This is a genomic window from Bradyrhizobium sp. AZCC 1610, assembly GCF_036924515.1.
In the GTDB taxonomy this organism is placed as follows: Bacteria; Pseudomonadota; Alphaproteobacteria; order Rhizobiales; family Xanthobacteraceae; genus Bradyrhizobium.
In genome coordinates, this window is sequence record NZ_JAZHRR010000001.1 from 1,464,122 (window position 1) to 1,488,147 (window position 24,026).

At 63.3% G+C, this 24,026-nt stretch carries 23 protein-coding genes; 7 read left to right on the forward strand and 16 right to left on the reverse strand.

Translation table 11 applies throughout. The annotated features are described in order from the left end of the window. Nucleotides 1-52: 52 nt before the first annotated feature. Nucleotides 53-1,573 (reverse strand): mannitol dehydrogenase family protein, encoded by a 1,521-nt coding sequence (locus V1279_RS07190; RefSeq protein WP_334433836.1) that lies wholly within the window; start codon nucleotides 1,571-1,573, stop codon nucleotides 53-55. A 121-nt stretch (nucleotides 1,574-1,694) separates the two neighbouring features. On the opposite strand from V1279_RS07190, the gene V1279_RS07195 reads away from it, so the two are divergent. The 6 genes from V1279_RS07195 to uxuA all read left to right on the forward strand — a co-directional run bounded on the left by V1279_RS07195 (nucleotide 1,695) and on the right by uxuA (nucleotide 7,828). Further along, nucleotides 1,695-2,432, forward strand: a complete 738-nt coding sequence (locus tag V1279_RS07195; RefSeq protein ID WP_334433838.1) for a FadR/GntR family transcriptional regulator — start codon at nucleotides 1,695-1,697, stop codon at nucleotides 2,430-2,432. Nucleotides 2,433-2,582: 150 nt separating this feature from the next. Further along, the gene (locus tag V1279_RS07200; RefSeq protein WP_442894877.1) at nucleotides 2,583-3,491 is read left to right on the forward strand and encodes a sialic acid TRAP transporter substrate-binding protein SiaP; all 909 of its coding nucleotides are present in this window, start codon (nucleotides 2,583-2,585) and stop codon (nucleotides 3,489-3,491) included. 83 nt (nucleotides 3,492-3,574) lie between these two features. After that, entirely contained in the window at nucleotides 3,575-4,153 is a 579-nt protein-coding gene (locus V1279_RS07205) for a TRAP transporter small permease (RefSeq protein ID WP_334446249.1), read from the forward strand. 4 nt (nucleotides 4,154-4,157) lie between these two features. Further along, nucleotides 4,158-5,564, forward strand: coding sequence for a TRAP transporter large permease (locus V1279_RS07210; protein ID WP_334433842.1), 1,407 nt, complete (start codon nucleotides 4,158-4,160; stop codon nucleotides 5,562-5,564). Further along, a complete protein-coding gene (locus tag V1279_RS07215) occupies nucleotides 5,561-6,607 on the forward strand; it encodes an L-idonate 5-dehydrogenase (protein WP_334433844.1) in 1,047 nt (348 codons plus the stop codon). The genes V1279_RS07210 and V1279_RS07215 overlap by 4 nt, the downstream gene beginning before the upstream one ends. A 30-nt stretch (nucleotides 6,608-6,637) precedes the next feature. Beyond that, nucleotides 6,638-7,828: a mannonate dehydratase gene (uxuA, locus tag V1279_RS07220; protein WP_334446251.1), complete on the forward strand. Its 1,191-nt coding sequence runs from the start codon at nucleotides 6,638-6,640 to the stop codon at nucleotides 7,826-7,828. A 4-nt stretch (nucleotides 7,829-7,832) separates the two neighbouring features. Here uxuA and V1279_RS07225 read toward each other — a convergent pair whose 3' ends face one another. From V1279_RS07225 to V1279_RS07260, 8 genes are all read right to left on the reverse strand, one after another. After that, entirely contained in the window at nucleotides 7,833-8,912 is a 1,080-nt protein-coding gene (locus tag V1279_RS07225) for an ABC transporter ATP-binding protein (protein WP_334433846.1), read from the reverse strand. Beyond that, nucleotides 8,909-9,889, reverse strand: coding sequence for an ABC transporter ATP-binding protein (locus V1279_RS07230; RefSeq protein ID WP_334433848.1), 981 nt, complete (start codon nucleotides 9,887-9,889; stop codon nucleotides 8,909-8,911). The genes V1279_RS07225 and V1279_RS07230 overlap by 4 nt, the downstream gene beginning before the upstream one ends. Continuing rightward, entirely contained in the window at nucleotides 9,889-11,460 is a 1,572-nt protein-coding gene (locus tag V1279_RS07235; RefSeq protein ID WP_334433850.1) for an ABC transporter substrate-binding protein, read from the reverse strand. The genes V1279_RS07230 and V1279_RS07235 overlap by 1 nt, the downstream gene beginning before the upstream one ends. Before the next feature lie 16 nt (nucleotides 11,461-11,476). Further along, nucleotides 11,477-13,045 (reverse strand): ABC transporter substrate-binding protein, encoded by a 1,569-nt coding sequence (locus V1279_RS07240; RefSeq protein WP_334433852.1) that lies wholly within the window; start codon nucleotides 13,043-13,045, stop codon nucleotides 11,477-11,479. Then, nucleotides 13,042-13,929 (reverse strand): ABC transporter permease, encoded by an 888-nt coding sequence (locus tag V1279_RS07245; RefSeq protein ID WP_334433854.1) that lies wholly within the window; start codon nucleotides 13,927-13,929, stop codon nucleotides 13,042-13,044. The genes V1279_RS07240 and V1279_RS07245 overlap by 4 nt, the downstream gene beginning before the upstream one ends. Further along, nucleotides 13,926-14,864, reverse strand: a complete 939-nt coding sequence (locus V1279_RS07250; RefSeq protein WP_334433856.1) for an ABC transporter permease — start codon at nucleotides 14,862-14,864, stop codon at nucleotides 13,926-13,928. Before V1279_RS07250 ends, V1279_RS07245 begins: the two co-directional genes overlap by 4 nt. A 333-nt stretch (nucleotides 14,865-15,197) precedes the next feature. Then, complete coding sequence (locus V1279_RS07255; protein ID WP_334433858.1) at nucleotides 15,198-15,488, reverse strand: hypothetical protein; 291 nt, start codon at nucleotides 15,486-15,488, stop codon at nucleotides 15,198-15,200. Continuing rightward, the gene (locus V1279_RS07260) at nucleotides 15,485-15,943 is read right to left on the reverse strand and encodes a hypothetical protein (RefSeq protein ID WP_334433860.1); all 459 of its coding nucleotides are present in this window, start codon (nucleotides 15,941-15,943) and stop codon (nucleotides 15,485-15,487) included. Before V1279_RS07260 ends, V1279_RS07255 begins: the two co-directional genes overlap by 4 nt. Before the next feature lie 183 nt (nucleotides 15,944-16,126). Between V1279_RS07260 and V1279_RS07265 the strand changes: the two genes are divergently transcribed. Beyond that, the gene (locus V1279_RS07265; RefSeq protein WP_334433862.1) at nucleotides 16,127-16,453 is read left to right on the forward strand and encodes a helix-turn-helix transcriptional regulator; all 327 of its coding nucleotides are present in this window, start codon (nucleotides 16,127-16,129) and stop codon (nucleotides 16,451-16,453) included. 6 nt (nucleotides 16,454-16,459) lie between these two features. On the opposite strand, the gene V1279_RS07270 is transcribed toward V1279_RS07265, so the two are convergent. Genes V1279_RS07270 through V1279_RS07300 form a run of 7 tightly spaced genes read right to left on the reverse strand, consistent with a single transcriptional unit; the run spans nucleotide 16,460 to nucleotide 23,907 of the window. Beyond that, a complete protein-coding gene (locus tag V1279_RS07270; RefSeq protein WP_334433864.1) occupies nucleotides 16,460-16,993 on the reverse strand; it encodes an NADH-quinone oxidoreductase subunit B family protein in 534 nt (177 codons plus the stop codon). A 12-nt stretch (nucleotides 16,994-17,005) separates the two neighbouring features. Continuing rightward, nucleotides 17,006-18,517, reverse strand: coding sequence for a hydrogenase large subunit (locus tag V1279_RS07275; protein WP_334433866.1), 1,512 nt, complete (start codon nucleotides 18,515-18,517; stop codon nucleotides 17,006-17,008). A 12-nt stretch (nucleotides 18,518-18,529) separates the two neighbouring features. Next, entirely contained in the window at nucleotides 18,530-19,981 is a 1,452-nt protein-coding gene (locus V1279_RS07280; RefSeq protein WP_334433868.1) for a hydrogenase 4 subunit F, read from the reverse strand. Beyond that, nucleotides 19,978-20,640 (reverse strand): hydrogenase-4 component E, encoded by a 663-nt coding sequence (locus V1279_RS07285; protein WP_212419042.1) that lies wholly within the window; start codon nucleotides 20,638-20,640, stop codon nucleotides 19,978-19,980. Before V1279_RS07285 ends, V1279_RS07280 begins: the two co-directional genes overlap by 4 nt. A 5-nt stretch (nucleotides 20,641-20,645) precedes the next feature. Further along, entirely contained in the window at nucleotides 20,646-21,602 is a 957-nt protein-coding gene (locus V1279_RS07290) for a respiratory chain complex I subunit 1 family protein (RefSeq protein WP_334433870.1), read from the reverse strand. Next, nucleotides 21,593-23,608, reverse strand: a complete 2,016-nt coding sequence (hyfB, locus tag V1279_RS07295) for a hydrogenase 4 subunit B (RefSeq protein WP_334433872.1) — start codon at nucleotides 23,606-23,608, stop codon at nucleotides 21,593-21,595. The genes V1279_RS07290 and hyfB overlap by 10 nt, the downstream gene beginning before the upstream one ends. Beyond that, nucleotides 23,608-23,907 (reverse strand): helix-turn-helix domain-containing protein, encoded by a 300-nt coding sequence (locus V1279_RS07300; RefSeq protein ID WP_334433874.1) that lies wholly within the window; start codon nucleotides 23,905-23,907, stop codon nucleotides 23,608-23,610. The genes hyfB and V1279_RS07300 overlap by 1 nt, the downstream gene beginning before the upstream one ends. Nucleotides 23,908-24,026 lie beyond the last annotated feature (119 nt).

Consider the following 24,026-nt stretch of genomic DNA (forward strand, 5'->3'; position numbering starts at 1 on the left):
CCGAAATGAACGGCGGTTGCGGCCTTGCCACCAGGTGGTTCTGACCTAACAATCATGCTGGCTGAAACGTCTGCACCGTCTGTCGTGCACCCAGGGCATAGAGTTTTGAGAGCGCCTCGGTGACGGCGTTGCGCATGCGAGGATCGCTGCCAAGGTTGCCGAAAATGGAGTGTACCTCCAGCAGCGCGGGCGCAAGCCGCTCCGCGAATGGGCCGGTGCGCTCGGCGATATCGGCCAGTTCCTTGGCAAGCGGATCGCGCACGTCGATGGCGCGTTCCTGTTCGTCCTTTGCAGTGACGTAGCGCATCCAGCCCGCTACCGCGAGCGCATGCGTGTCAATCGAAAGGCCCAGCCGCAACCGGTCCTGCATGGTGGCGAGCAGCCGCTGCGGCAGTTTCTGCGAGCCGTCCATCGCGATCTGCCAGGTACGGTGGTGCAGAGCGGCATTGGAAAAGCGCTGCAGCAGCGATGCACTGTAGGCCGCAATATCGGTGCCTTCAGGCATCGCCAGCGTCGGCGCCGCGTCTTGCATCACCTGTCGGGCAAGCGCTGCGAAGCGATGGTCGGTCATGGTGGAAGCGATGGTCTCATGGCCGGCGAGGTAGCCGAGATAGGCCAGCGCCGAGTGACTGGCGTTGAGCAGCCGCAGTTTCATGTGCTCGAACGGCGTCACATCCGAGACCATTTGCACGCCTGCGGCCACGAAATCCGGCCGTCCTGCCGGAAAGCGGTCTTCAACGATCCATTGCGTGAATGGCTCCGTCACCACCGGCCACGCGTCGGTCATGCCGAGCGCGGAGGAGACCTCGGCCCGGTCGAGGTCGGTGGTCTCCGGCACGATCCGGTCCACCATGGTCGAAGGGAAGGCCACCTCGGCTTCAATCCATTTGGCGAGACTGCGCGATCGCAAGGCGGCGAACTGCTTCACGATCCGCCCGACGGTGTGGCCATTGGCGGAGAGATTGTCGCACGACAGAACGGTGAAGGGGGCTGCGCCTGCAATCCGCCGGCGCGCCAGTGCAGCCACCAGGAATCCGATGGCCGAGCGCGGCGTGCCCAGATTCTGCAGGTCATGAACGATGTCGGGATGACGCTCGTCCAGGTCGCCGGTTTGCGGCGTGTGACAGTAGCCCTTTTCGGTGACCGTCAGCGAGACGATGCGCGTGGCCGGGTGGGCGAGGCGCGCGATCAGCGGGCTTGGTTTCTCTTTGGCGACTTCGCATGCGAGAACCGAACCGATGATCCGGTGGTCGGTGCCCGCGCCGGAGCGAACGGCGAGCGTGTAGAGGCAATCCTGCGGCGCGAGGGCATCGCGCGTTTCCGGACTGCGCAAGCTGGCCCCGACGATTCCCCAATCGGTAGCGCCACCAGCAAGGAGATCGTCGATCACCACCGCCTGGTGTGCCCGGTGGAACGCGCCAATTCCGAGATGAACGATGCCCGGGGTGACGCGCGAGCGGTCATAGGCCGGGCGCCGGATCTGGCCGGGAAGCCGATGGACATTGGCAGCCGAGAGGCGGAAATCGCCGTCTTTCGGGCCGGAAACCGGGATTTTTGCCGTTTCGCTTGACATGAAAGGCTCGTTCTATCAATCTTTGGTCAATTGGTAAGGCCAATGCTCCGGATTTATTGGCCTTAGCCCGACCAAGCAAGAAAAATCGATTCTCTCAGGGGATCGTCAGGGAGAGCCGAGCGTGCCGCTCGAAGCCGTGGAAGCGCGACGCCTTTATCGCCAGGTTGCCGATCAGCTACGTGCCTTGATCGACAGCGGCGAATACCGCGTGGGCAGCCGACTTCCGACCGAACGCGATCTTGCCGAACAGTTGAAGGTGTCGCGGCCGACGGTACGCGAAGCGCTGATTGCCCTGGAAGTCGAGGGCCGGGTCCGGATTCGCGTCGGCTCCGGAATTTATGTCAGTGAACCCGCGGCGCTCGCACCGCCCTTGCCAGCGGCGGCCGAGATCGAAGGCCCGTTCGAACTGCTGCGCGCGCGCGAATTCCTCGAAGGAGCCATCGCCGAACAGGCGGCGCGGGTAGCGACACTTGAGGACATCGCGCGCATCGACGCTTCGCTGGAGGCGATGGCTACGGTGCAGCATCCCGGCGAAGCCTCGATGATCCACGACCGCGCGTTTCATGTTGCGGTTGCCGGATGTCTCGACAACGCCGTGCTGGTCCGCGTGGTCGGCGAGTTGTTCGACCAGCGGCTCAACCCCTATTTCGCCAAGCTCGCGCATTATTTCGAGAATCCGGAATCCTGGAACGCGGCGCTGGCCGAGCACCGGGCGATCCGCGATGCTATTGCCGCGCATGATCCGGACGCGGCGCGCGTGACGATGCGCGAGCATCTGGCGCGTTCGCAGGCCCGCTTTGCGCAAAACTTCGGGACGGAAGCATCGTCCGCCTCCCGCGTCCGCGCAAGGAGCGGCTAAACGACCAAGAATTCGAACGGTTCGGCGAAATGCTGCGCCGGTTGAGTAACAAATGCAAATTGTAGCAACGGAGGAATTCACGTGTTGAAGAAATTGACGATTGCATTCGCGGCATCTGCTGCTGCGCTGTTGGCCGCGACCACATCCGGCATGGCGCAGACCAAGCTGAAATGGGCGCATGTTTACGAAACCTCGGAGCCGTTCCACACCGCTTCCGTCTGGGCCGCCGGTGAAATCAACAAGCGCACCAATGGCCGTTACCAGATCGACGTCTATCCGGCCTCGCAGCTTGGCAAGGAAACCGACATCAACCAGGGGCTCGCGCTCGGCTCGGTCGATATGATCATTTCCGGCTCGAGCTTCGCGGCCAAGAGCTTTCCGCCGATCGGCGTGACCTATTATCCCTACACCTTCCGCGACGCCGACCATCTCCTTGCCTATACCAAGAGCGACGTCTTCAAGGAGCTTACGAAGGGCTACGAGGACAAGAGCGGCCATCGCATCGTGGCGGTGACTTACTACGGCGTGCGTCACACCTCGTCGAACAAGCCGATCAAGACCTGCGCCGACATGAAGGGCCTCAAGATTCGCGTGCCTGACGTGCCGGCCTATCTCGCGATGCCGCGCGCCTGCGGCGCCAACACCGCGCCGATCGCGTTTGCCGAGGTCTATCTCGCTCTGCAGAACGGCACGGTTGAAGCCCAGGAAAATCCGCTCACGACCATCGAGGCCAAGAAATTCTACGAAGTGCAGAAGCACATCGTGCTGACCGGCCACATCGTCGATCATCTCAACACCGTGGTTTCCGGCGCGCTCTGGAAAAAGTTGTCTGAGGAAGACCGCAAGATCTTCACCGACGTCGCGCAGGAAGCGGCGGCGAAGGCGACCGCCGAAATCAAGACCAACGAAGCCAAGTTGGTCGATTTCTTCAAGCAGAAGGGCCTGACGGTGACCGAAGTCAACAAGTCTGAGTTCCGCGACACCGTCCTCAAGACCGTCAGCTTCGAGAGCTTCGACTACCGCAAGGCCGACTGGGAACGCATCCAGGCGGTGAAGTAAACGACTAGAACCTTCGTCCGTGCTTGCCGCGATTTGTCGCGGCGAGCACGGCGGTGATCTTGAGGGTGGCTCGGAGAGGTCGCATTTCCATGGTTGAAGTTCACAAGCAAATCACGGCGGACGAGATCGCCCATACCTTCGAGGACGAGGTCCCCAAGGGCGCCGATCTCGGGCAATATGCGCCCGAGGACTGGTTGGCGCTGGTGATCTTCTGGATCATGGCGCTGTCGGTCTTCCTGCAGTTCTTCACACGCTATGTCCTCAACGACAGCTATGCCTGGACCGAGGAAATCGCGACCTACTGTCTGATCGGCGTGGTGTTCATCGGTTCGGCGATGTGCGTGCGGCTGTCGCGGCACATCCAGGTCGACCTGATCTTCCGCTATCTGCCGCATATTCCAGCGCGCGCGCTATCGACCGTGATCGATCTGATCCGGATCGCGTTCTTCGGCTATGCGATCAAGCTGGTCTGGCAATTCATCCAGATCATCGGCGACGAGCGGATGACCACGATCAAGTTTCAAAAGGGTTTTGTTTATTACGCCGTGCTGCTCGGCTTCGTGCTGATGTTTGCGCGCTCGATCCAGATCGCGGTCGAAAACTGGCGGCGGGGCTACTCGATCCTGGAGCGCCCGGGCGCCTTCGACGGAACGGAAGGCTAGGGCGATGCTGCTGCTGCTTGGGGGATTTCTGCTGCTGATGCTGGTCGGCCTGCCGGTCGCGCTTTCGATGGCGGTATCGTCGCTGGTCTACATTCTCGTCACCGGCATCACGCCCGACGTGACGCTGGCGCAGCGCATGATTGCCGGCGTCGAGAGCTTTCCGCTGCTGGCCGTGCCGTTCTTCATCCTGGCCGGCAATCTCATGAACATCGCCGGCGTTACGGGACGCATCTACAAGTTCGCGGTCGCCCTGGTGGGCTGGATGCGCGGCGGCCTCGGCCACGTCAATATCGTGGGCTCGGTGATCTTTTCCGGCATGTCCGGCACCGCGATCGCGGACGCCGCAGGCCTTGGCACCATCGAGATCAAGGCGATGAAGGATCACGGCTACTCCACCGAATTCGCCGTCGGCGTGACGGCAGCCTCCGCGACGCTCGGCCCGATCATCCCGCCGTCGCTGCCGTTCGTGATCTACGGCATGATGGCGAACGTCTCGATCGGCGCGCTGTTTCTCGGCGGCGTGATTCCGGGCGTCTTCATGACGTTGGCCATGATGGCGACGGTGGCTTATTTCGCGCACAAGAACGGTTGGGGGAGCGACACGCCGTTCTCCTGGCCGCAAATCGGCTCGGCCGCTCTCGAGATCTTCATCGTTCTCGCATTTCCGCTGGTGGTCTGGCTCCTGGTCGTCGCAGGGATGTCGGTGAACATGGCCGTTGGAATCGGCCTCGTGACGCTGCTGGCGCTCGACTGGTATTTTGATTTCTCCGCCGTGATGGCGCTGATGGCGCCGGTCATCCTGATCGGCGGCATGACGCTCGGCTGGTTCACGCCGACCGAGGCCGCCGTCGCGGCCGTGATCTGGTCGCTGTTTCTGGGGCTGGTGCGCTACCGCTCGATGACGCTGCAGACGGTGGCCAAAGCAACCTTCGACACCATCGAGACCACGGCCTCGGTGCTGTTCATCGTGACCGCGGCTTCGATCTTTGCGTGGCTGCTGACGGTGTCGCAGGCGGCGCAGACGCTGACGGATGCGATGCTCGGAATCACTCAGAACAAGTGGGTGTTCCTGCTGCTGGCGAACATCCTGATCCTGTTCGTCGGCTGCTTCATCGACACCATCGCGGCGATCACCATTCTGGTGCCGATCCTGCTGCCGATCGTTCTGAAACTGGGCATCGATCCCATTCATTTCGGCCTGATCATGACGCTGAACCTGATGATCGGCCTGTTGCACCCGCCGCTCGGCATGGTCCTGTTCGTGCTCGCGCGCGTGGCGAAACTATCCGTCGAGCGCACGACCATGGCGATCCTGCCGTGGCTGGTGCCGCTGCTGCTGGCGCTCGTCGCCATCACCTACATCCCGGAACTGACGCTCTGGCTACCGAAATATATGGGACTCTCAAGATGACATTGATGGCTTTGGCCGCAACGCTGTTCGGCCCGGAAGATCTGCGCATGGTCGAGCGGCCGCTCGATCCCTTGGCGTCAGGCATGGTGCGGATTCGTTTCGGCGCCGGCGGCATCTGCGGCTCCGACATGCATTACTATCGCCATGCCCGCACCGGCGATTTTGTCGTGACCTCGCCGCTCGTGCTCGGCCACGAGATCGCGGGCGAGGTGGTTGAGATCGCGGGCAGCGCGCCCGGTGTGAACGTCGGCGACCGCGTCGCCGTCAATCCGTCGCGCTGGTGCGGCCATTGCAAGCCGTGCCGCGAGAACCGACTCAATCTCTGCGAGAACATCTTCTTCATGGGTTCCGCCTCGAAGACCCCGCATATGCAGGGCGGATTTGCGTCTTACTTCGACGCCATCCCGGCGCAATGCGTGAAGATTCCCGACCATGTGACGTATCAGGCGGCGGCGCTCGCCGAGCCGCTGGCAGTGTGCCTGCATGCGGTCGCCCGCGCCGGCGATGTCGCGGCCAAGCGCGCCGTGCTGTTCGGCGCTGGCCCCATCGGTCTTTTGACCATGCTGGCGGCGCAGCGCGCGGGGATCGCGGAGACGACGGTCGTCGATATCGCGGCAGCGCCGCTGGCGTTTGCCAAAAGGCTCGGCGCCAACCATGTCGTCGATATCTCCGGCGGCGAAGAGGCGCTGAAGGCGGAAGCCGCGGCGCGTCCGTTCGACGTGGCCTTTGAAGTCTCGGGCACCGCGGCGGGCTTGGCAAGCGCGATCGGCGTCGTCAGGCGCGGCGGCGTCGTGGTTCAGGTCGGCAATCTGCCCGGCGGCCAGATCCCGGTGCCGGCGAATGCGGTGATGGCCAAAGAGATCGACCTGCGCGGCTCATTCCGCTTTGGATCCGAATTCTTCACCGCGGTCGAACTGATCGCCGACGGCAGCGTCGACGTGCTTTCGCTGGTGACGGCCCAACGTCCGCTTTCGGTCGCGCCCGACGCCGTGCGGCTGGCCCTCGACCGCTCGCAAAGCGTCAAGGTCGTGCTGACGGCTTGATCGCATTTTTCGTTTCAGGAGATCGCCATGATGCTGCAGGGATGGCGGTGGTACGGGCCCAATGACCCCGTATCGCTCGACGATATCCGCCAGGCCGGCGCAACCGACGTGGTGACGGCGCTGCATCAGGTGCCGATCGGCGAAGCGTGGACGCGGTCGGCGGTCGAGGAACGCAAGAACCTGATCGAGAACGGCCAGCCCGGCCGCTCGCCGCTGACCTGGTCGGTGGTAGAATCGATTCCGATCCCCGATGACGTCAAGCGGCTCGGCGGCGGCGCGACCCGCTCGATCGAGGCCTGGATCGCGAGTCTCGAGGCGGTGGCTTCAGCCGGCATCAAGATCATCTGCTATAATTTCATGCCTGTTGTGGACTGGTGCCGCACTGATCTCGAATGGGAGCTGCCGAACGGCGCCAAGGCGATGCGCTTCGACCATGAACGGTTCGCGGCATTTGATTTGCATATCCTGCAGCGGCCGGAAGCGCCGGCCGAATATTCCGAGGCCGCGCAGCGCCGCGCCAAGGAGGTCTACTCGCGGATGACGCAGGCCGATATCGATGTCCTCGTCACCAACATCGCCAGCGCGCTGCCGGGCTCCACGACTGATCCGCTGACGATCCCGCAATTCCGCGACCGCCTGCAGCAATATCGCGGCATCGATTCTGCGGTGCTGCGCAAGCACCTCAGCGAATTCCTCGCGCGCGTGACGCCGGTCGCCGAATCCCTCGGCGTGACGTTGACGCTGCATCCGGACGATCCGCCGCGGCCGCTGTTCGGCCTGCCGCGCATTGCATCCTCGGCGGAAGACTATCAGGCGCTGTTCGATGCCGTGCCCTCAAAGGCCAACGGTATCTGCTTCTGCACCGGCTCGCTCGGCGTGCGCGCGGAAAACGATCTGCCCGCGATGGCGAAGCGCTTCGCGCCGCGGATCGGCTTTGCGCATCTGCGCGCGACCAAGCGGGAAGGCGACGGCCTGTCGTTCTTCGAGTCCGATCATCTCGACGGCGACGTCGACATGATCGCGGTGCTCAAGGCGCTGCTTGCCGAGAACGGGAAGCGTTCGTCGCGCGACAGAATCGTGTTCCGGCCGGATCACGGTCATCGCATGCTCGACGATCTCGCGGAAACCAAGCGCACCAATCCCGGCTATACCGCGATCGGCCGGCTGCGCGGGCTCGCTGAACTGCGCGGCGCCATCCGCGCCATCGAACACGCCGGCTGATCGATCAGACCAATGTCCGCGCCTGCTTGGCGGCCTCGAAGGCTGCGAGCCGCTCGGCAAATTTGCCATTGGCGAGGCCGGAGCGCGCGATGATGGTAGGGATGGGTAACGTCTCGAAAAAATGACAGGCTACGCGATGGCCGGGCGCTGCCTCGCGCAGCTTCGGCTCCTCCGCCGAGCAGCGTGGCTGCGCATGCGGGCAGCGGGTGTGGAAGCGGCATCCGGCCGGCGGCTTGAAGGGGCTCGGCACGTCGCCCTGCAGCATCACGCGCGTGGTGCGCAAGCTCGGATCGGGCTTGGGGATCGCCGCCAGCAGCGCCTGGGTGTACGGGTGCAGCGGCCGATCGTAGAGCGTCTTCTTGTCGGCGATTTCGACAAGCTTGCCGAGATACATCACCGCGACGCGGTCGCTGATGTGCTTCACCACGGCAAGATCATGGGCAATGAACAGATAGGAAAGGCCGAAGCGCTGTTGCAAATTCTGCAACAGGTTGACGATCTGCGCCTGGATCGAGACATCAAGCGCCGACACCGGCTCGTCGCAGACGATCAGGTCGGGATTGACGGCCAGCGCGCGGGCGATGCCGATGCGCTGGCGCTGCCCACCCGAGAATTGGTGTGGATAGCGGCTGGCGTGCTCGGGCGACAGGCCGACGATTTCAAGGAGCTCGCGCCCGCGCGCGGCGCGGGACGGGGCGTCGCCGATCTCGTGGACCCGCAGCGGCTCGTCCAGGATTTCGCCCACGGTCATGCGCGGGTTGAGCGAGGCGTACGGGTCCTGAAAAATGATCTGCATGTGCCGGCGCATCCGGCGCAGCGAATCCTTGTCGAGATCGGCGATTTCCTTGCCCTTGAAGCGCACCGAGCCTGACGTCGGGTCCATCAGGCGCAGGATCAGGCGTCCCGTAGTCGACTTGCCGCAGCCGGATTCGCCGACCAGCGCCAGCGTCTCGCCGCGGGCGATCTCGAAAGTCACACCCTCGACGGCGCGCACGAGTCCAATCACCTTGCGGCGGATCAGGCCGCGCGTGACCGCAAAATGCTTGACCAGGCCGTTGACCTGAAGAACCGGCGCATCGCTCATGACGCCACCTCGACCGGCGCCTTCCAGCATGCCACCTGATGGCCTGGCGCAATATCGCGCAACGGTGGCGGATCAAGCCGGCAGCGCTGGTCCGCGAACGGGCAGCGCGGCGCGAAGCGGCAGCCCGCCGGCTGGTTATTGAGGCTGGGCACCATGCCCTCGATGGTGGCGAGGCGCTCGCGGTCGACATTGATGCGTGGGATCGAGCCCAGCAAGCCGATCGTATAGGGATGCTGGGGATCGGCGAACAGGTCGTTGACGTCGGCGCTCTCGACGATCCGGCCGGCATACATCACCAGCACCTGATCGGCGACCTCAGCGATGACGCCGAGATCATGCGTAATGATCAGGATCGCCATGCCGAGCCGCTGCTGCAGGTCGCTCAGGAGGTCGAGGATCTGGGCCTGGATGGTGACGTCGAGCGCCGTGGTCGGCTCGTCCGCGATCAACAGCGCCGGCTCGCAGCTCAGCGCCATCGCGATCATCACGCGCTGGCGCATGCCGCCCGACATGTTATGCGGAAAGTCGTCTATGCGCTGGGCCGGCGATGGAATCCGCACCAGGTCGAGCATCTCGATCGCACGCGCCCGCGCCGCGCGCGGCGACATTGCGCTGTGGGCCAGGATCGCCTCGACGATTTGCTGGCCGACGGTGTGGACCGGATTGAGCGATGTCATCGGCTCCTGGAAGATCATCGACATCTTGCCGCCGCGCAGCTTGCGGCGTTCGTCGGCCGAAAGCCGCAGCACGTCGCGATTGCCGAACAGCACCGCCTCGGCCTCGACCTTGCCCGGCGGGCTCGGCACCAGGCCCATCACCGAGAGCGAGGTCACGCTCTTGCCGCAGCCGGACTCGCCTACAAGGCCGATGGTGCGACCCCGGGGAACGCTGAAGCTGATGCCGTCGACGGCGCGGAACAGTCCGCGATCCGTCGCGAAGTGGGTCTTCAGGCCACGAACCTCGAGAAGATTATCCATCAGAACGCGTAATCCAGTCCCTTGTAAAAGGTGTTCTGGTAGAGCATGTGCGGTCGCACATCTTTCAGCTTCTTCGAACTCGTCGTGTACATGGCAACGTTCATTACGGGCATCCACAAATGCTCACCCATCACCTTCTCCTGCACGCGGGCGTAGTTGAGCGCACGCTCGGTGTCGGTCAATGCGGCGCGGCCGGCGCGCAGCCACTCGTCGGTCTCGGGATCTTTCCAGTTCATGCGGTTGGGGGTGGGGATGTTTTTCGAGTTGAAATAGATGTTCATCAACTCGCCCGCCGACAGATAGGGCACCGTCACGGTCCACAGCTCGTAGTCCTGCTTGCCCATCTCGGCGGGTGCGATCGTGGAGTCGTAGCCGACGATCTTCCAGTCGACGCCGATTTTGCGCATGTAGCCCTGGATCGCCTCGGACACGCGCGGGAAGTAGGTGACCTGCGTGAACAGAACCTTGGGCGCGAGCTTCATGCCATCCTTCTCGCGGATGCCGTCGCTGCCGACGTTCCAGCCAGCTTCGTCCAACAGCTTCTTGGCGCGTTCGACGTCTTCCTTGATGATGCCCTTGGTCTTTTCGGCGAAGTCGAGTGCCTTCGGATCGACGAAGGTGAACGCCGGTTCGGCGTTGCCCAGCATGACGCCCTTGACGATGTCGGCGCGGTTGATGGCGATGTTCATCGCCTCGCGCACGCGCTTGTCGGATACCATCGGGCGCGTGATCTTGTAGCCGTAATACATCAGCTGGAAGTTCGGCTGGGCCTCCTGGACGGTCAGGTTGGGCGCGGCCTTGACCTGCTCGATGAATTGCAACGGGACCTGGTGGGTAAGGTCGAACTGTCCGCCCATGATGGCAGCGACGCGGCTGGCGTCCTCGGGCACGATCTTGATGCTGAGCTTGTCGAATTTCACCGGCCCCTTGTTCTTGTACAGGGAAGGACCCCATTTGTAGGCGTCGTGGCGCTTCAGCACGATTTCCGTGCGCGGCTGCCAGCTCTCGAAGCACCACGGCCCGGTGCCGTCGATTCCCTTGATGCCGTAATCCTTGCCCAGCGTCTCCACGCTCGCCTGATTGTGGATCGCGTTGGTGTACATGGTGAGCTGCAGCAGCAGCTCGGAGTAGGGCTCGTTGAGCTCATATTCGACGGTATAAGGATCGGGCGCGCGCAGCTCCTTGATGTCGCCGGCGCGCCAGTGGTACGGCGCCTTGGTGTCGGGATCCTTCAGCCGCTTGAAGCTGTAGACGACGTCGGCGGCGGTGAACTTCTTGCCGCTGCAGAACGTCACGTCGTCGCGCAGCTTGAAGGTATAGGTTTTGCCGTCCTCGCTGATGGTCCACGACTTGGCGAGATAGGGGATCGCCGTCTTGCCGTCCCAGTCGAGCGCTACCAGCGTATCCTGGAACATGTTGACGATATCCGACGTCGGCGACCAGGTCGTGCGCTGGCCGTCGTAGTGCGGCGCGTCCAGCGACTTCATCACCCGCAAGGTCTGCGCCTCGGCAGCCGAGCACATTCCGGCCGCTCCGAGCAACGCCACAACGCCCGTCAAAATGCTGCGCATCGTGTTCTCTCCCTTGTTATTTCTGGCGCGACACATCCAGCCCTTTATAGAAGGTGTTCTGGTAGATCATGTGCGGCCTGGCATCGGTGATCTTCTTGTTGGCCACCTGATTCATGTTGATGTTGAGCACGGGCATCCAGAGGTGCTCCCGCATCACCTTCTGCTGCACCAGCGCGTAGTATTTGGCGCGGTCGGTTTCGGTCAGCGCCGAGCGGCCCTGCTTCAGCCAGTCGTCGGTTTCGGCGTCTTTCCAGTTCATCCGGTTCGGCGTCGGGATGTTGCGGGAATCGAAATAGATGTTCATGAGATCGCCGGCCGACAGATAGGGCACTGTCACCGACCAGATTTCGTAGTCCTGCTCGGCCATCTTGGCGGAGGCAATGGTCGAGTCCCACGGCTGAAGCTGCCACTGCACACCGATTCGGCGCAGGTAACCCTGGATCGCCTCGGCGACGCGCGGCGTATTGCCAGCCTGGGTGTAGTAGACCTTGGGCTGCAGCTTGACTCCGTCCTTCTCGCGAACGCCGTCGCTGCCCATTTTCCAGCCGGCTTCGTCGAGCAAGTTCTTTGCGCGTTCGAGGTCTTCCTTGACGATGCTCCTGGTGCCGGCATCGAAGTCGAGCGCGTCGGGATCAACGATGGTGAATGCCGGATCGGCGTTGCCGAGCAGGATGCCCTTGGCGATCTCGCCACGGTTGATGGCGATGCTCATCGCCTCACGCACGCGCTTGTCTGATACCATCGGCCGCGTCGTCTTGAAGCCGAAATAGAGCAACTGGAAGTTCGGCTTGGCTTCGGTGACGGTCAGCATCGGCGCTGCCTTGGCCTGCGCGATGAACTGCGCCGGAAATTGATGGGTGATGTCGAACTGCCCGGCCATCATGGCCGCCACGCGGCTGGAATCCTCCGGCACGATCTTGACGACGAGCTTTTCGAACTTCACCGGGCCCTTGTTCTTGTACATCGGCGGGCCCCACCGGTAGGCATCGTGGCGCTTGAGCACGATTTCGGTGCGCGGCTGCCAGTTCTCGAAACACCAGGGGCCGGTGCCGTCGGCGCCCTTGATGCCGTAATCCTTGCCCAGCGCCTCGACGCTTTCCTTGTTGTGGATGACGTTGGTGAACATGGTGAGTTGCAAGAGCAATTCGGAGTAGGGCTCCTCGAGCTCGTATTCGACGGTGGTGGGATCGGTTGCGCGAAGCTCCTTGATGTTGCCGGCGCGCCAGGCATAGGGAGCCTTGACCGCGGGATCCTTGAGCCGCTTGAAGCTGTAGACGACGTCGTCGGCGGTGAATTTCTTGCCGCTGCAGAACGACACATCGTCGCGCAGCTTGAAGGTATAGGTTCTGCCGTCCTCGCTGATCGTCCACGACTTGGCGAGATAGGGAACCGGCGTGCGGCCGTCCCAGTCGAGCGCCACCAGCGTGTCCTGGAACATGTTGACGATGTCGGAGGTCGGTCCCCAGGTCGTGCGTTGCGCATCGTAATGCGGCGCGTCGATGCCCTTCATCAGATGGAGCGTCTGGGTCGATGCCGGACCCGCAACGCTTAGTGCCAGACACATTCCCAGTGCGATCCTGATCATGTCTGAAGCCTCGGATCGAGGACGTCGCGGAATGCGTCGCCCAGAAGGTTGGCGGCCAGCACGATCACGAAGATGGCACAGCTCGGGATTGTCGCGATGTGCGGCGCCATGAACAGGAAGTCGCGGCCCTGTGCCGCCATCATGCCGAGTTCGGCGGTCGGCGGCTGCGCGCCCATGCCGAGGAAGCCGAGCGCCGCGCCGATCAGGATGATCTGGCCGAAGCGCAAGGTGAGAAACACGAAGATCGTCGAAATGCAGTTGAGCGTCAGGTAGCGCCAGATCAATTCGCGGTCGCACACGCCGACGGCGCGGCCGGCTTCCATGAACTCCTGGCCCATCACGCTTATCGCGGCACCTCGCGCCACCCGCGCGACATCGGGCACGGTGGCGACGACGAGCGCGATCACCACCGCCGTCAGTCCGGCGCCGAAGATCGCGGCCACCGCCAGCCCGATCAGGATCGCAGGAAAGGCCAGCATTACATCGACCAGCCGCATGATCCAGCCGTCGAGACGGCGATAGTAGGCGGCGAGGATGCCGAGAACGCCGCCGATGAAGCCGCCGACGATCACGCCGACCAGTCCGAGCATCAGCGTGTTACGCGTGCCGTAGATGACGCGGCTGAAGATGTCGCGGCCGGTGTTGTCGGTACCGAACCAGTACTCCGCGTCGGGGGGCCGCATCACCTTGGTAAGATCCGTGAAGTAGGGATCGTAGGGCGCAATCCAGGGCGCAAACAGTGCTGCGAACACGATCACCGTGAGCGCCAGCCCGGCCATTGCAGCCACGCGGTCACGCGCCAGCCGGCGCAGCACCCCGGCACGGGCAAACGCGCTCGCTTCGCGCTCTTGTGCAAAGCCTGTATCGAGAGCCTCGGCGCTCATCTTCGCTGCACCCTCGGATCGAGATAGACGTAGAGCACGTCGACCAGCAGATTGATCGACAGGAAGGCGACGGCGAGGATCATGATCGCGCCCTGCGCGGTCGGAAAATCGCTGGAGACGATGGCGCCGACGGCGAGCCGGCCAACGCCTGGCCACGAGAACATGGTTTCGGTGACGACGGCGCCGCCAAGCAGGAACGCCGCCTGCAGTCCGATCAGCGTGACGACGGGGATCATGGCGTTGCGCAGCGCGTGGTGGACGATCACCACCCGCTCGCGCAGTCCCTTGGCGCGCGCCGTGCGCACGAAATCGGCGCCGAGCACTTCGAGCACGGCGGTGCGCGTCAGGCGCGCGATCGGGCCGATCAGCACCGCGCCCAGCGTCAGGGCGGGGAGGATCAGGCTCGGCAGTCCGCCGTCCCATACCGGTCCGGTGCGGCCGGTGAACGGCAGCAGCGCCCATTTGAATCCGACAAACTGGATCAGGATCAGGCCGATGAAGAACACCGGCATCGACACGCCCGCCACCGAGCACGCCATGATGACTCGGTCGGCAAGACGGCCGCGATTGACGGCCGCCAGCGTTCCGAGCGCGAGCCCGCTCGGCACTGCGATCAGCATCGCGCCCAGCATCAGCTCGACCGTAGGCCCGATGGTCATCGCCAGTTCCTCGCTGACCATCCGGTTGGAGATGATGGAGCGGCCGAGATCCCCGCGCAGCACACGCAGGATGTATTCGAAGAACTGGATGGGAATGGATCTGTCGAGGCCGAGCTCCAGGCGGATCGCGGCGATGGTCTCGGCTTTGGCATCGGGGCCGGCGATGATCATCGCCGGATCGGCAGGCACGACTTGCAACAGACAAAAGCAGAGGAAGAGAACCCCGAGCAATGCGGGGAACGAAATCAGCAGACGATGGACAATCTGTTGTCCCATGCGACGCCAACGGACGGGTTGGGCCAAAAGAAATTCGCGCGCCGACGTTGACGCTTTTATTTCCCCCTCGGCAGCCGCGCTTCGTCCGACGTGCGCGGCTTTTGATTATGCTTGGATACTGACACCTGTCCGACGCGGCGTCACGCCCAATCTGCCAGTTCGCTCCGACTGCGTCCTTTTGCGCTGGCTGCAATGACTTCTCGCAATGCAAGAAGTCCGTGTCGCGAAATTTTGGCGAGCAGTTTTGCGTCCAGACGCTAATCGAAGGTTGCGGCGCCGTTCGCTGGAACTTGCGCGGGCGCGCAGCAGAAATTTCATGCGCCGCGCGGCGGGCTATCTGTCAGCGGCGGAGTACATCGCGCCGAGGCCGCGACCGCGCAATCTGGCTCGCCGGATCGACCAGCGCTCGAGGCTGTTTTGCATCGCCTCGGCAAGCGCCGGACGCGCGTTCAACTGCTTTTCCGGCACGCATGCAATGATCGCATTTCGATCCTGGACGCCCTGCTCGTCGATGATCCACGTTCCCAGCTGGTCGCCGGCAAGCCGTGCGGCGATGCGATCGGGTACCGGGTCGAAGTCGTTCGCGACCAACACGTTCATGACGATGCGGCCGCCGGGCGTCAATCGCGCGCGGATGGCGTCGCAGGTCTCGACGTCGAATTCATCGTCAAAGCGAAAATCCGGACCTTCGACATCGATGGGATCCCGTCGTATAGCAAGTCGTCATCGAGAATGAATTTCCGGAAATCGGACACCATCAGCGGCAATCCGCCCGGCAGCCCGAAGTATCTCTGAGCGATCACGAAGCTGATCGGATTATTGTCGACGATCGTCAGCTCTTTTCCGAGCCGCGCCAGCCTGGTGGCGAGATTTCCGCCACCGCATCCCAGGACCAGAATGTTCGTGGCGCAATGCAGGAGTTCGTCCATGAGCCTGACATAGCTGAAGACGCTCTCGCCGTCGGGCGTGGCCTGACTCTGCCTGATGCCTTCCTCGAAATAGATCCGCGTTCCATCGGCGGAGCATTCGACGATCTCGATTGCACCGTTCCTGCCCTGATAGCACCCCAGCAACCGCACCTTATATCACCATGCATTAAATAGGATGTTTGATACATCGCTTATCATGTCGTGAATCGGATGCCAATCGTGCAGAGACCATTTGCTGTGCCCTGATTGATATACTGAACCTCTAAGTTGATGCTTGAGACGGTAATTTAGATGGGATAACTATATCCGCTTCGGAACCGGGAGAATCGCCCCATGATTACCGCCAATCAACTCAGGGCCGCGCGCGCGCTTCTGAGCATCGATCAGCGGCAAATGGCCGAGTTGGCCGATCTTTCGGTGCCGACCATCCAGCGCATGGAAGCCAGCGACGGCGTGATCCGCGCCAACGTCGATTCCCTGATGAAACTGGTTTCCGCGCTCGAGAGCGCCGGGATCGAGCTGATCAATCCGGGTGCGGCGAGCGCGACGGGAGGGCGAGGGGTGCGCCTTCGCGAACATGTCACAAATCCCAAGACAAATCTCAAGACAAAGAGCAAGACCATGCGCCAACCGAAGAGGGTGCTGGAGCGTGTTCGATAGCGTTGCTCACGACGTAACGGCGTCCGCGTCCGTGCGTTCGAGCAGCGCCAGCAAGCCTTGCAGCATGGCTGTCGGGGCAGGCGGGCAGCCGGGAATATGCAGGTCGACCGGGATGACCTCGGAGACGCCGCCGACGACCGCATAGCTGCCGGCAAAACATCCTCCGTTCCGCGCGCAATCTCCGACCGCGACGACCCATTTCGGGTTCGGCGTCGCGTGATAGGTGCGTTCGAGCGCCTCGCGCATGTTTTTCGTCACCGGTCCCGTCACCATCAGGACATCGGCATGACGCGGCGAGGCGACGAACCGCAGGCCGAACCGCTCGACGTCGTAATAGGCGTTGTTGAGCGCGTGAATTTCCAGCTCGCATCCGTTGCAGGATCCGGCATCGACCTCGCGGATCGACAGGCTCCGGCCGAGCCGTCGCCGCGCGGCCTGTCCGAGCGCGGTTGCAAGCTCCGCCACGGCGGCGTCATCGGGCAATGGCGCCCGCTCGGTGAGCGGCTGGCGAAACACGCTTTCGAACAGCAGCTTGCGCATCGCGTAACGTCCTTACAGATCGTGGCCCGAATAGGAACAGTTGAACGACTTGTTGCAGAGTGGAAAGTCGGCGACGATGTTGTTCTCGATCACCGCTTCCAGCAGCGGCCATTGAAACCACGAAGGGTCGCGCATATGGCATCGTTCGATCAGGCCATTGCGCAGGCGCAGCCAGACCAGAACGTCGCCGCGGAATCCCTCCACGATCGCCATGCCCTCGCGCACCTCTCCGCCAAGCGGAACTTCCTTGCGTGTCAGGCCTTCGGGAAGCCGGCTCAGGATCTGCTCGATCAGCGAAATGCTTTGTTCGACTTCACGTATCCTGATCCAGACGCGCGCGTTGACGTCACCCTCGCTGAGGACAGGAACGTCGAACCGTAAGGCGTCATACGGCGGATAGGCCAGCGTCCGGCGCGCGTCGAACGAGCGGCCCGAGGCGCGGCCGACATAGCCGCCGGCGGCATACTGCCGGGCGAGCGGCGGCTTGAGCATTCCGGTATCGACGGTACGATCCTGCAGCGAAGCGGTGTTGTCATAGAGTTCAACCAAAGCCGGAAAGCGCAGTCGGATATTGTCCAGCGTGGCCTGGATGGTTTCCGCCCCGCCAGCGCCGATGTCGCGGCTGACACCGCCGGGCACGATGATGTCCCGCATCAGGCGATGGCCGAAGGCCGCGCCGGCGGCGCGCAGTACGCTCTCGCGCAATACGCCGCAATGCGCGTGCATCAATGCAAAGGACGCATCGTTGCAGATCGCGCCGATGTCGCCGAGATGGTTGGCGAGCCGCTCGAGTTCTGCTAGCAGCGCGCGCAGGAATACGGCCCGGTCGGGCACGACGAGGCCGAGGGCTGCCTCTGCCGCGCGCGAAAACGCGTAGGCGTAGGCCACGGTGCTGTCGCCCGACGTGCGGCCGGCGAGTTGAACGCCGCGCGCGAGGCTGGCGCCGGTCATCAGCCCGTCGATGCCCTTGTGGACGTATCCGAGCCGTTGCTCCAGCCGGACCACGGTTTCGCCGCTCGCGGTAAAGCGGAAATGTCCGGGCTCGATGATACCCGCATGCACCGGGCCTACCGCAATCTGGTGCAGGCCGTCGCCTTCCGCCGCGAGGAAACCGTAGGGCGCCGCCTTTGGCAACGCGTCGATGCGATCGCCCAATGGAAAGCGCACGCCCCAGCGGTCGTGATCGAGCCATGGTCGCGCGTCGGGTGAGCCCTCGGCAGACAGTCCGAACAGGTCGTTGATGGTCCGTTCCAGCCGCAGCGCCGGCGGATGATGCTTGCCGACGGAAGGAAACGTGCGGTCGGGGCAATCCAGGCTGACAACCGCGATCTCTGCGGTCTGTCCATCCATGATCGCCATGTGAACCGCCGCGGGTTCGCCCCACAGGCCGAGCAGGCTCCAGCGTCCATGCGCCAGCTCGCTCGCCGCAAATATCCAGACCGATGCATCGACCACCACGCGTGGCCACGGGCGGTGTTGCCCGACCTTGCGGCCCTCCAGCGTCAGATCGATCAGCGACGGCATGTCGATTCGTCCCTATCCAAGGAGTTGAGCCACGTGCTGGAACCAGACCACCAGGGGGGCAGGAAGATAAATCCCTGCGCCCAATACCAGTGCGAGATGCGCAAACATCGGAATGTACGAGGCGTCGGCCGGGGCCGTACTGCCGCGCGGCTCGCCGAAGGCGACGCTGGTCAGGCGCAACGTCAAGGCGCCGAAGGCCAGTAACAGCCCGAATACCAGCACGATCGCAAGCAACGGCTGCCTGGCAAAGGTCGAACTCACGACCAGGAACTCGCTCATGAAGATCCCGAGCGGCGGCAGTCCGGCGATCGCGACGACACCTACCACCAGTCCCCAGCCGAGCGCCGGATGGGTCACGGTCAGGCCGCGGATCCGCGAAATCCGCTGGGTGCCCTTGATCTGTGAAATATGCCCGACGGCGTAGAAGATCGCCGACTTGGTCAGGCTGTGCATCACCATGTGCAGGAGCCCGGCGAAATTGGCGAGCGGACCGCCCATGCCGAACGCAAATACGATGATGCCCATGTGTTCGATCGAGGAATAGGCGAACAGGCGTTTGATGTCGCGTCGCCGGTACAGCATGAAGGCCGCGAAGATCAGCGAGACCAGGCCCATCGTCACCATCAGAGGGCCAGGGGCGATCGAGGCCGGGTTGGCGGCGAGCAATATCTTGAAGCGCAGCAGCGCATAGAGCGCGACGTTCAGCAACAGGCCCGACAACACCGCCGATATCGGCGTCGGACCTTCGGCGTGCGCGTCGGGCAACCAGGCGTGCAGCGGCGCGAGGCCGACCTTCGTGCCGTAACCGAGAAACAGGAATACGAACGCGACGTTGAGCAGGGCCGCGTCGAAGTTCGCGGCGCGCTCGACCAGCAGCGTCCAGACCATGCCGTCCTGGCCTTCACCCATCACCGGGCGCGCCGCCATGTAGACCAGGATCGTGCCGAACAAAGCGAGCGCAATTCCGACGCTGCCCAGGATGAAATACTTCCAGGCGGCTTCGAGCGCCGCATGGGTGCGGTAGATGCCGACCATCAGCACCGTCGTTAGCGTCGCGAGTTCGACCGCCACCCACATCAGGCCGATATTGTTCGACACGAACGCGAGATTCATGCCGAACATCATGATCTGATACATGGCATGGTAGAAGCGCAGGTACACCGGCGTCAGCCGGCCGGTTTCGAGCTCGTGCGCGATATAGCTCGCGCTGAAGATGCTGGTGGTGAACCCGACGAAGGTATTGAGCACGATGAAGACGATGTTCAGGTCGTCGATCAGCACGTAAGGCCCGGGAGAGGGGCGTTCGACCACGAACAGGGAGAGCGCGGACAGGAATGTCGCCAGACTGGCAACGACGTTCAGCCGTGCCGTCAGCCGGTAGCCGGGCAGGGCGGCCAGCAGCGCCGCCGAGCAGATCGGGATCAGCAGGACGGCTGTGACGGGAGCGAAGAAAGGCAGGTTCATCGCCGTTCGCCCCGGAAGTCGTCGAGTGCGGAGACATCCACCGAATCGAAGCGCTCGCGGATTCGGAACAGGAAGATGCCGATGACGATGAACGCGATCAGGATCGAGAAGGCGACGCTGATCTCGACGACCAGCGGCATGCCCTTGGCGCCGGTCGCGGCCAGCACCAGTCCGTTTTCGAGCGACATAAAGCCGACCACCTGGCTGACCGCATTGCGGCGCGTCACCATGACCAGAAGTCCGAGCAGCACCACCGACAGGGCAAAAGCGAGATCCTCGCGCGCCAGCGGGTCGGCGTCGCTCGTCACCCGCAACATGAGAACCAGCGAGAGGGCGACGAGCCCCATCCCCGCCAGCATGGTCGGGCCGATTCCGACGGCCGATTCTATGTCGCGGTGAATTCCGAGCTGCTTGACGATGCGGTGCAGCGCCACCGGAATGACGATCGCTTTGAAGACCAGGGCGATGACCGCGGTGACGTAGAGATGGGGCGCATCCTGGATGAAGGCCTGCCAGGCAACGGAAAGCGACAGTACCAGGGCGTGGAGCGCGAATACATTGAGCAGCGAATAGAGACGGTCCTGATACAGCATCATCAGGCTGATCAGCACCAGTCCGCCGGCCAGCGTATGCGAGATGTCGAAGGCGAGGCTGTGCATTTGCATCAGAAACTCCTCGAAACGAACAGCAGCAGGGTGCCGAGCAGGCCCAGCATCAAGGCCGCGCCGAGGAATTGCGGGACGCGAAACACCCGCATCTTCGCCGTGGCGGTCTCAAATAGCGCGAGCAGAAAGCCGGCCAGCGCGAGCTTGACGATGTAGGCGGCGGCGCCGATCGTGTAGGACAACGCGCCGCTGCCGTAGAGCGCGATCTGCCAGGGGAGGAACACGCAGGCGATCAGCGAGACGTAGAGCAGCAGCTTCAGGAAAGCGCCGAGTTCGATCATGGCGAGGTGTCGTCCGGAATATTCCAGGATCATCGCCTCGTGCACCATGGTGAGTTCGAGGTGCGTCGCCGGGTTGTCGACCGGGATGCGCGCGTTCTCCGCGATCGCGACCATGAACAGCGCGACCAGCGCCATTCCGAGCGATACCCGCAAGCCCACATAGGACGACGCCAGGAAGTGCGAGACGGTCGAGAGTTGTGTCGAGCCAGCGACCAGCGCCAGACAGAATACGATCAGCAGCATCGCGGGCTCGGCAAGCGCTGCGATCATGACCTCGCGGCTGGAGCCGATGCCGCCGAAACTGGTGCCGACGTCCATCCCCGCGAGTGCGAGGAAGAAGCGCGCGCTTCCGAGCAATGCAACGATAGCAATGAGATCGGCGGTCCAGTTGAACAGCAGCCCGGTCGCGAAGGTCGGCACCAAGGCGGCGGCGACCCAGATCGCCGCGAAGGTGATGTAGGGTGTGACGCGGAACAACCATGATGCGTTGTCGGCCAGCACCACTTCCTTGCGCAGGAGCCGCAGCAGATCGCGATAGGGCTGGAAGACGGAGGCGCCCTGGCGGCGTACCAGCCGCGCCTTGATCTTGCGCACGTAGCCGGTCAGGAGCGGGGCGAGCAGCAGCACGAGCAGCATCTGCACGCCTTGCACGATGATGTCCGAGATCACGACCATATCGCGAGCACCAGCAGCAGCGTGACGAGGGTAGCAAAGACCAGGCTGAGATATCGCCGGATGGTCAGGAACTGCAGGCGATTGAGCCGCGTCGACAAGAAGCCGACGGCATCCGCGATCGGCGCATACATTCCGCTCCACACCAGGTCGTGCAATTCGATTCTGAGCCGCGCCGGCCGAAGGTCTCCCGGCGGCGGCATCGTGACGTGATCGCGGGCGTGGAACACCAGCGTGCCGAACACGCGGCGGATCGGTTGCGCAAAGCTGACGGCTGAATATTGCGCGGCAGGCGTGGCGTCGGAGAAACCGCATCCCCAGGCTGGTCCCCGGCGCAGCGCGTGCGAAGCGAAGCGATGGATGACATACACGGCAAGCGACGCGGCTGCCGTTATGAACATCATCACCAGCAATCCATTGTAGGAGCTGCGGCCCTCCGCAATCGGCACGATGGAAAGCCAGGGTTGACCTGTCTGGGCCGGCATGCGGCTGCCGAGGATCTGGGTCGCAACCGGCGCTAGCGCGTCGATCGCCAGCCCCGGCAGGATTCCGGCCAGCAGGCAGAGCGCTGCGAGAATGAACATGGTCGCGAGCGAGAAGCGATCGACTTCACCAGCGGCTTCCGCCGCCGTCCCGCGCGGCCGGCCGAGAAAGGTCACGCCGTAGGTCTTGACGAAGCAGGCCGCGGCCAGCGCGGCGGCCAAAGCCAGCATCGCGCCGACCGCGGGCACCATGATCTTCAGCGCCCATTGCGGCAGCTCCGGACTTTGCAGCACGGCCTGGAAGATCAGCCACTCCGACACGAATCCGTTGAACGGCGGCAGCGCCGAGATCGCGACGCAGCCGACGAGGACGACGAAGCTCGTGAACGGCATGCGGTGAATGAGACCGCCCAGTTTGTCCATGTCGCGCTCACCCGTCGCGGTCAGCACGGCGCCGGCGCCGAAGAACAGCAGGCTCTTGAAGAAGGAATGGTTGAGCGCGTGAAACAAGGCGGCGGTGAAGGCGAGCGCGGCCGGCATCTTCAGGCCGTTAGCCTGGAACGCCATGGCAAGGCCGAGGCTGACGAAGACGATGCCGATATTTTCGATGGTGCTGTAGGCCAAAAGGCGCTTCAGATCCTTTTCCATCATGGCGTAAAGGATGCCCATGACGGCGGTGATGCTGCCGAGGAACAACACGACCACGCTGGCCGGCCAGGTCGGCTGTCCCAGCAGATCGAACATGACGCGAATGAAGCCGTAGATTGCGACCTTGGTCATGACGCCGCTCATCAGCGCGGACACGTGGCTCGGCGCAGCCGGATGGGCGAGCGGCAGCCAGACGTGCAACGGCACCAGGCCCGCCTTGGAACCGGCGCCGAGCAGCATCAGGATCAGCACCAGCGTCGCCGCATAGGGCGTGTGCTGCGCAGCGCGAATGGCCGCAAATCCGTAGTCCCCCGCCGGCCCTGCCAGCAGGCCGAAGGCGAGCAGCAGCGCGAGCGTGCCGAAGCTTGCCATTACGAGATAGACGTAGCCGGCCTTGGCGTTGCCGGGCTCACGATGATGCGCCATGACAAGCGCCCACGACGCCAGCGACATGAACTCCCAGCACAGCAGATAGGAGAAGGCGTCGTCGGCCAGCACCACGAGGTTCATGCCGGCGAGAAAGGCGGGGAAGAAGGGAAGCACGCGGTGCGGCGCGGGGTCATGATGGCCGTAGCCGAGGCCATAGAGACTTGCCGACGCCCCACCCAGATTGATGACGATGAGGAAGAACGAGGCCAGTGCGTCGAGGCGGAAGTGCGCGCCAAGCCATGGCAATCCAACCGGCAGGGTGAGGGTGGTGGCATCAGCGGCGCCGCCGAGCAGGCTGCGCAACGCGCCGGCTAATGCAATCGTCGATACGGCCAGTGTCGCGCCGTAGATGACGGGTGTGGAGATCTTCGATCGGCTCAGAACGATCGCCAGTGCGGCCAACCCGAGTAATCCGGCGACACAGACCATTTGCAGAGCGACGGCCGACATTATTTGCGCGCCCTCGCTCCGCTCGATGTCTTGTTTTCCGCGCGATCTCCAGAGCCGGCCTTGAGCCGCACGCCGCGCCCGCCGCCGTCGCTGTTCGCCCCATCGTCGATCAATTCGATGCCGGCATCCTCGAGCGCGGTGATCAGCTTCACCAGCGAATCGACGTTGCCCCGAATCATCGTCTCACTCGCTTCCATCCGCTGGATGGTCGGCACCGAAAGCCCCGACAGCTCCGCGAGCTGCCGCTGATCGATGCCGAGAAGCACCCTGGCAGCCCGCAATTGAGCTGCTGTGATCATTCAGCCTGCCTCGCCAGCGGCGCTCGGGCCAATATTAAAGGTCATTCTTGCATCCTAAGTATTGATGCTAATGTGTCAACAAGTGATATCTCAGATATCTATTCTAAAGGATATGTCCG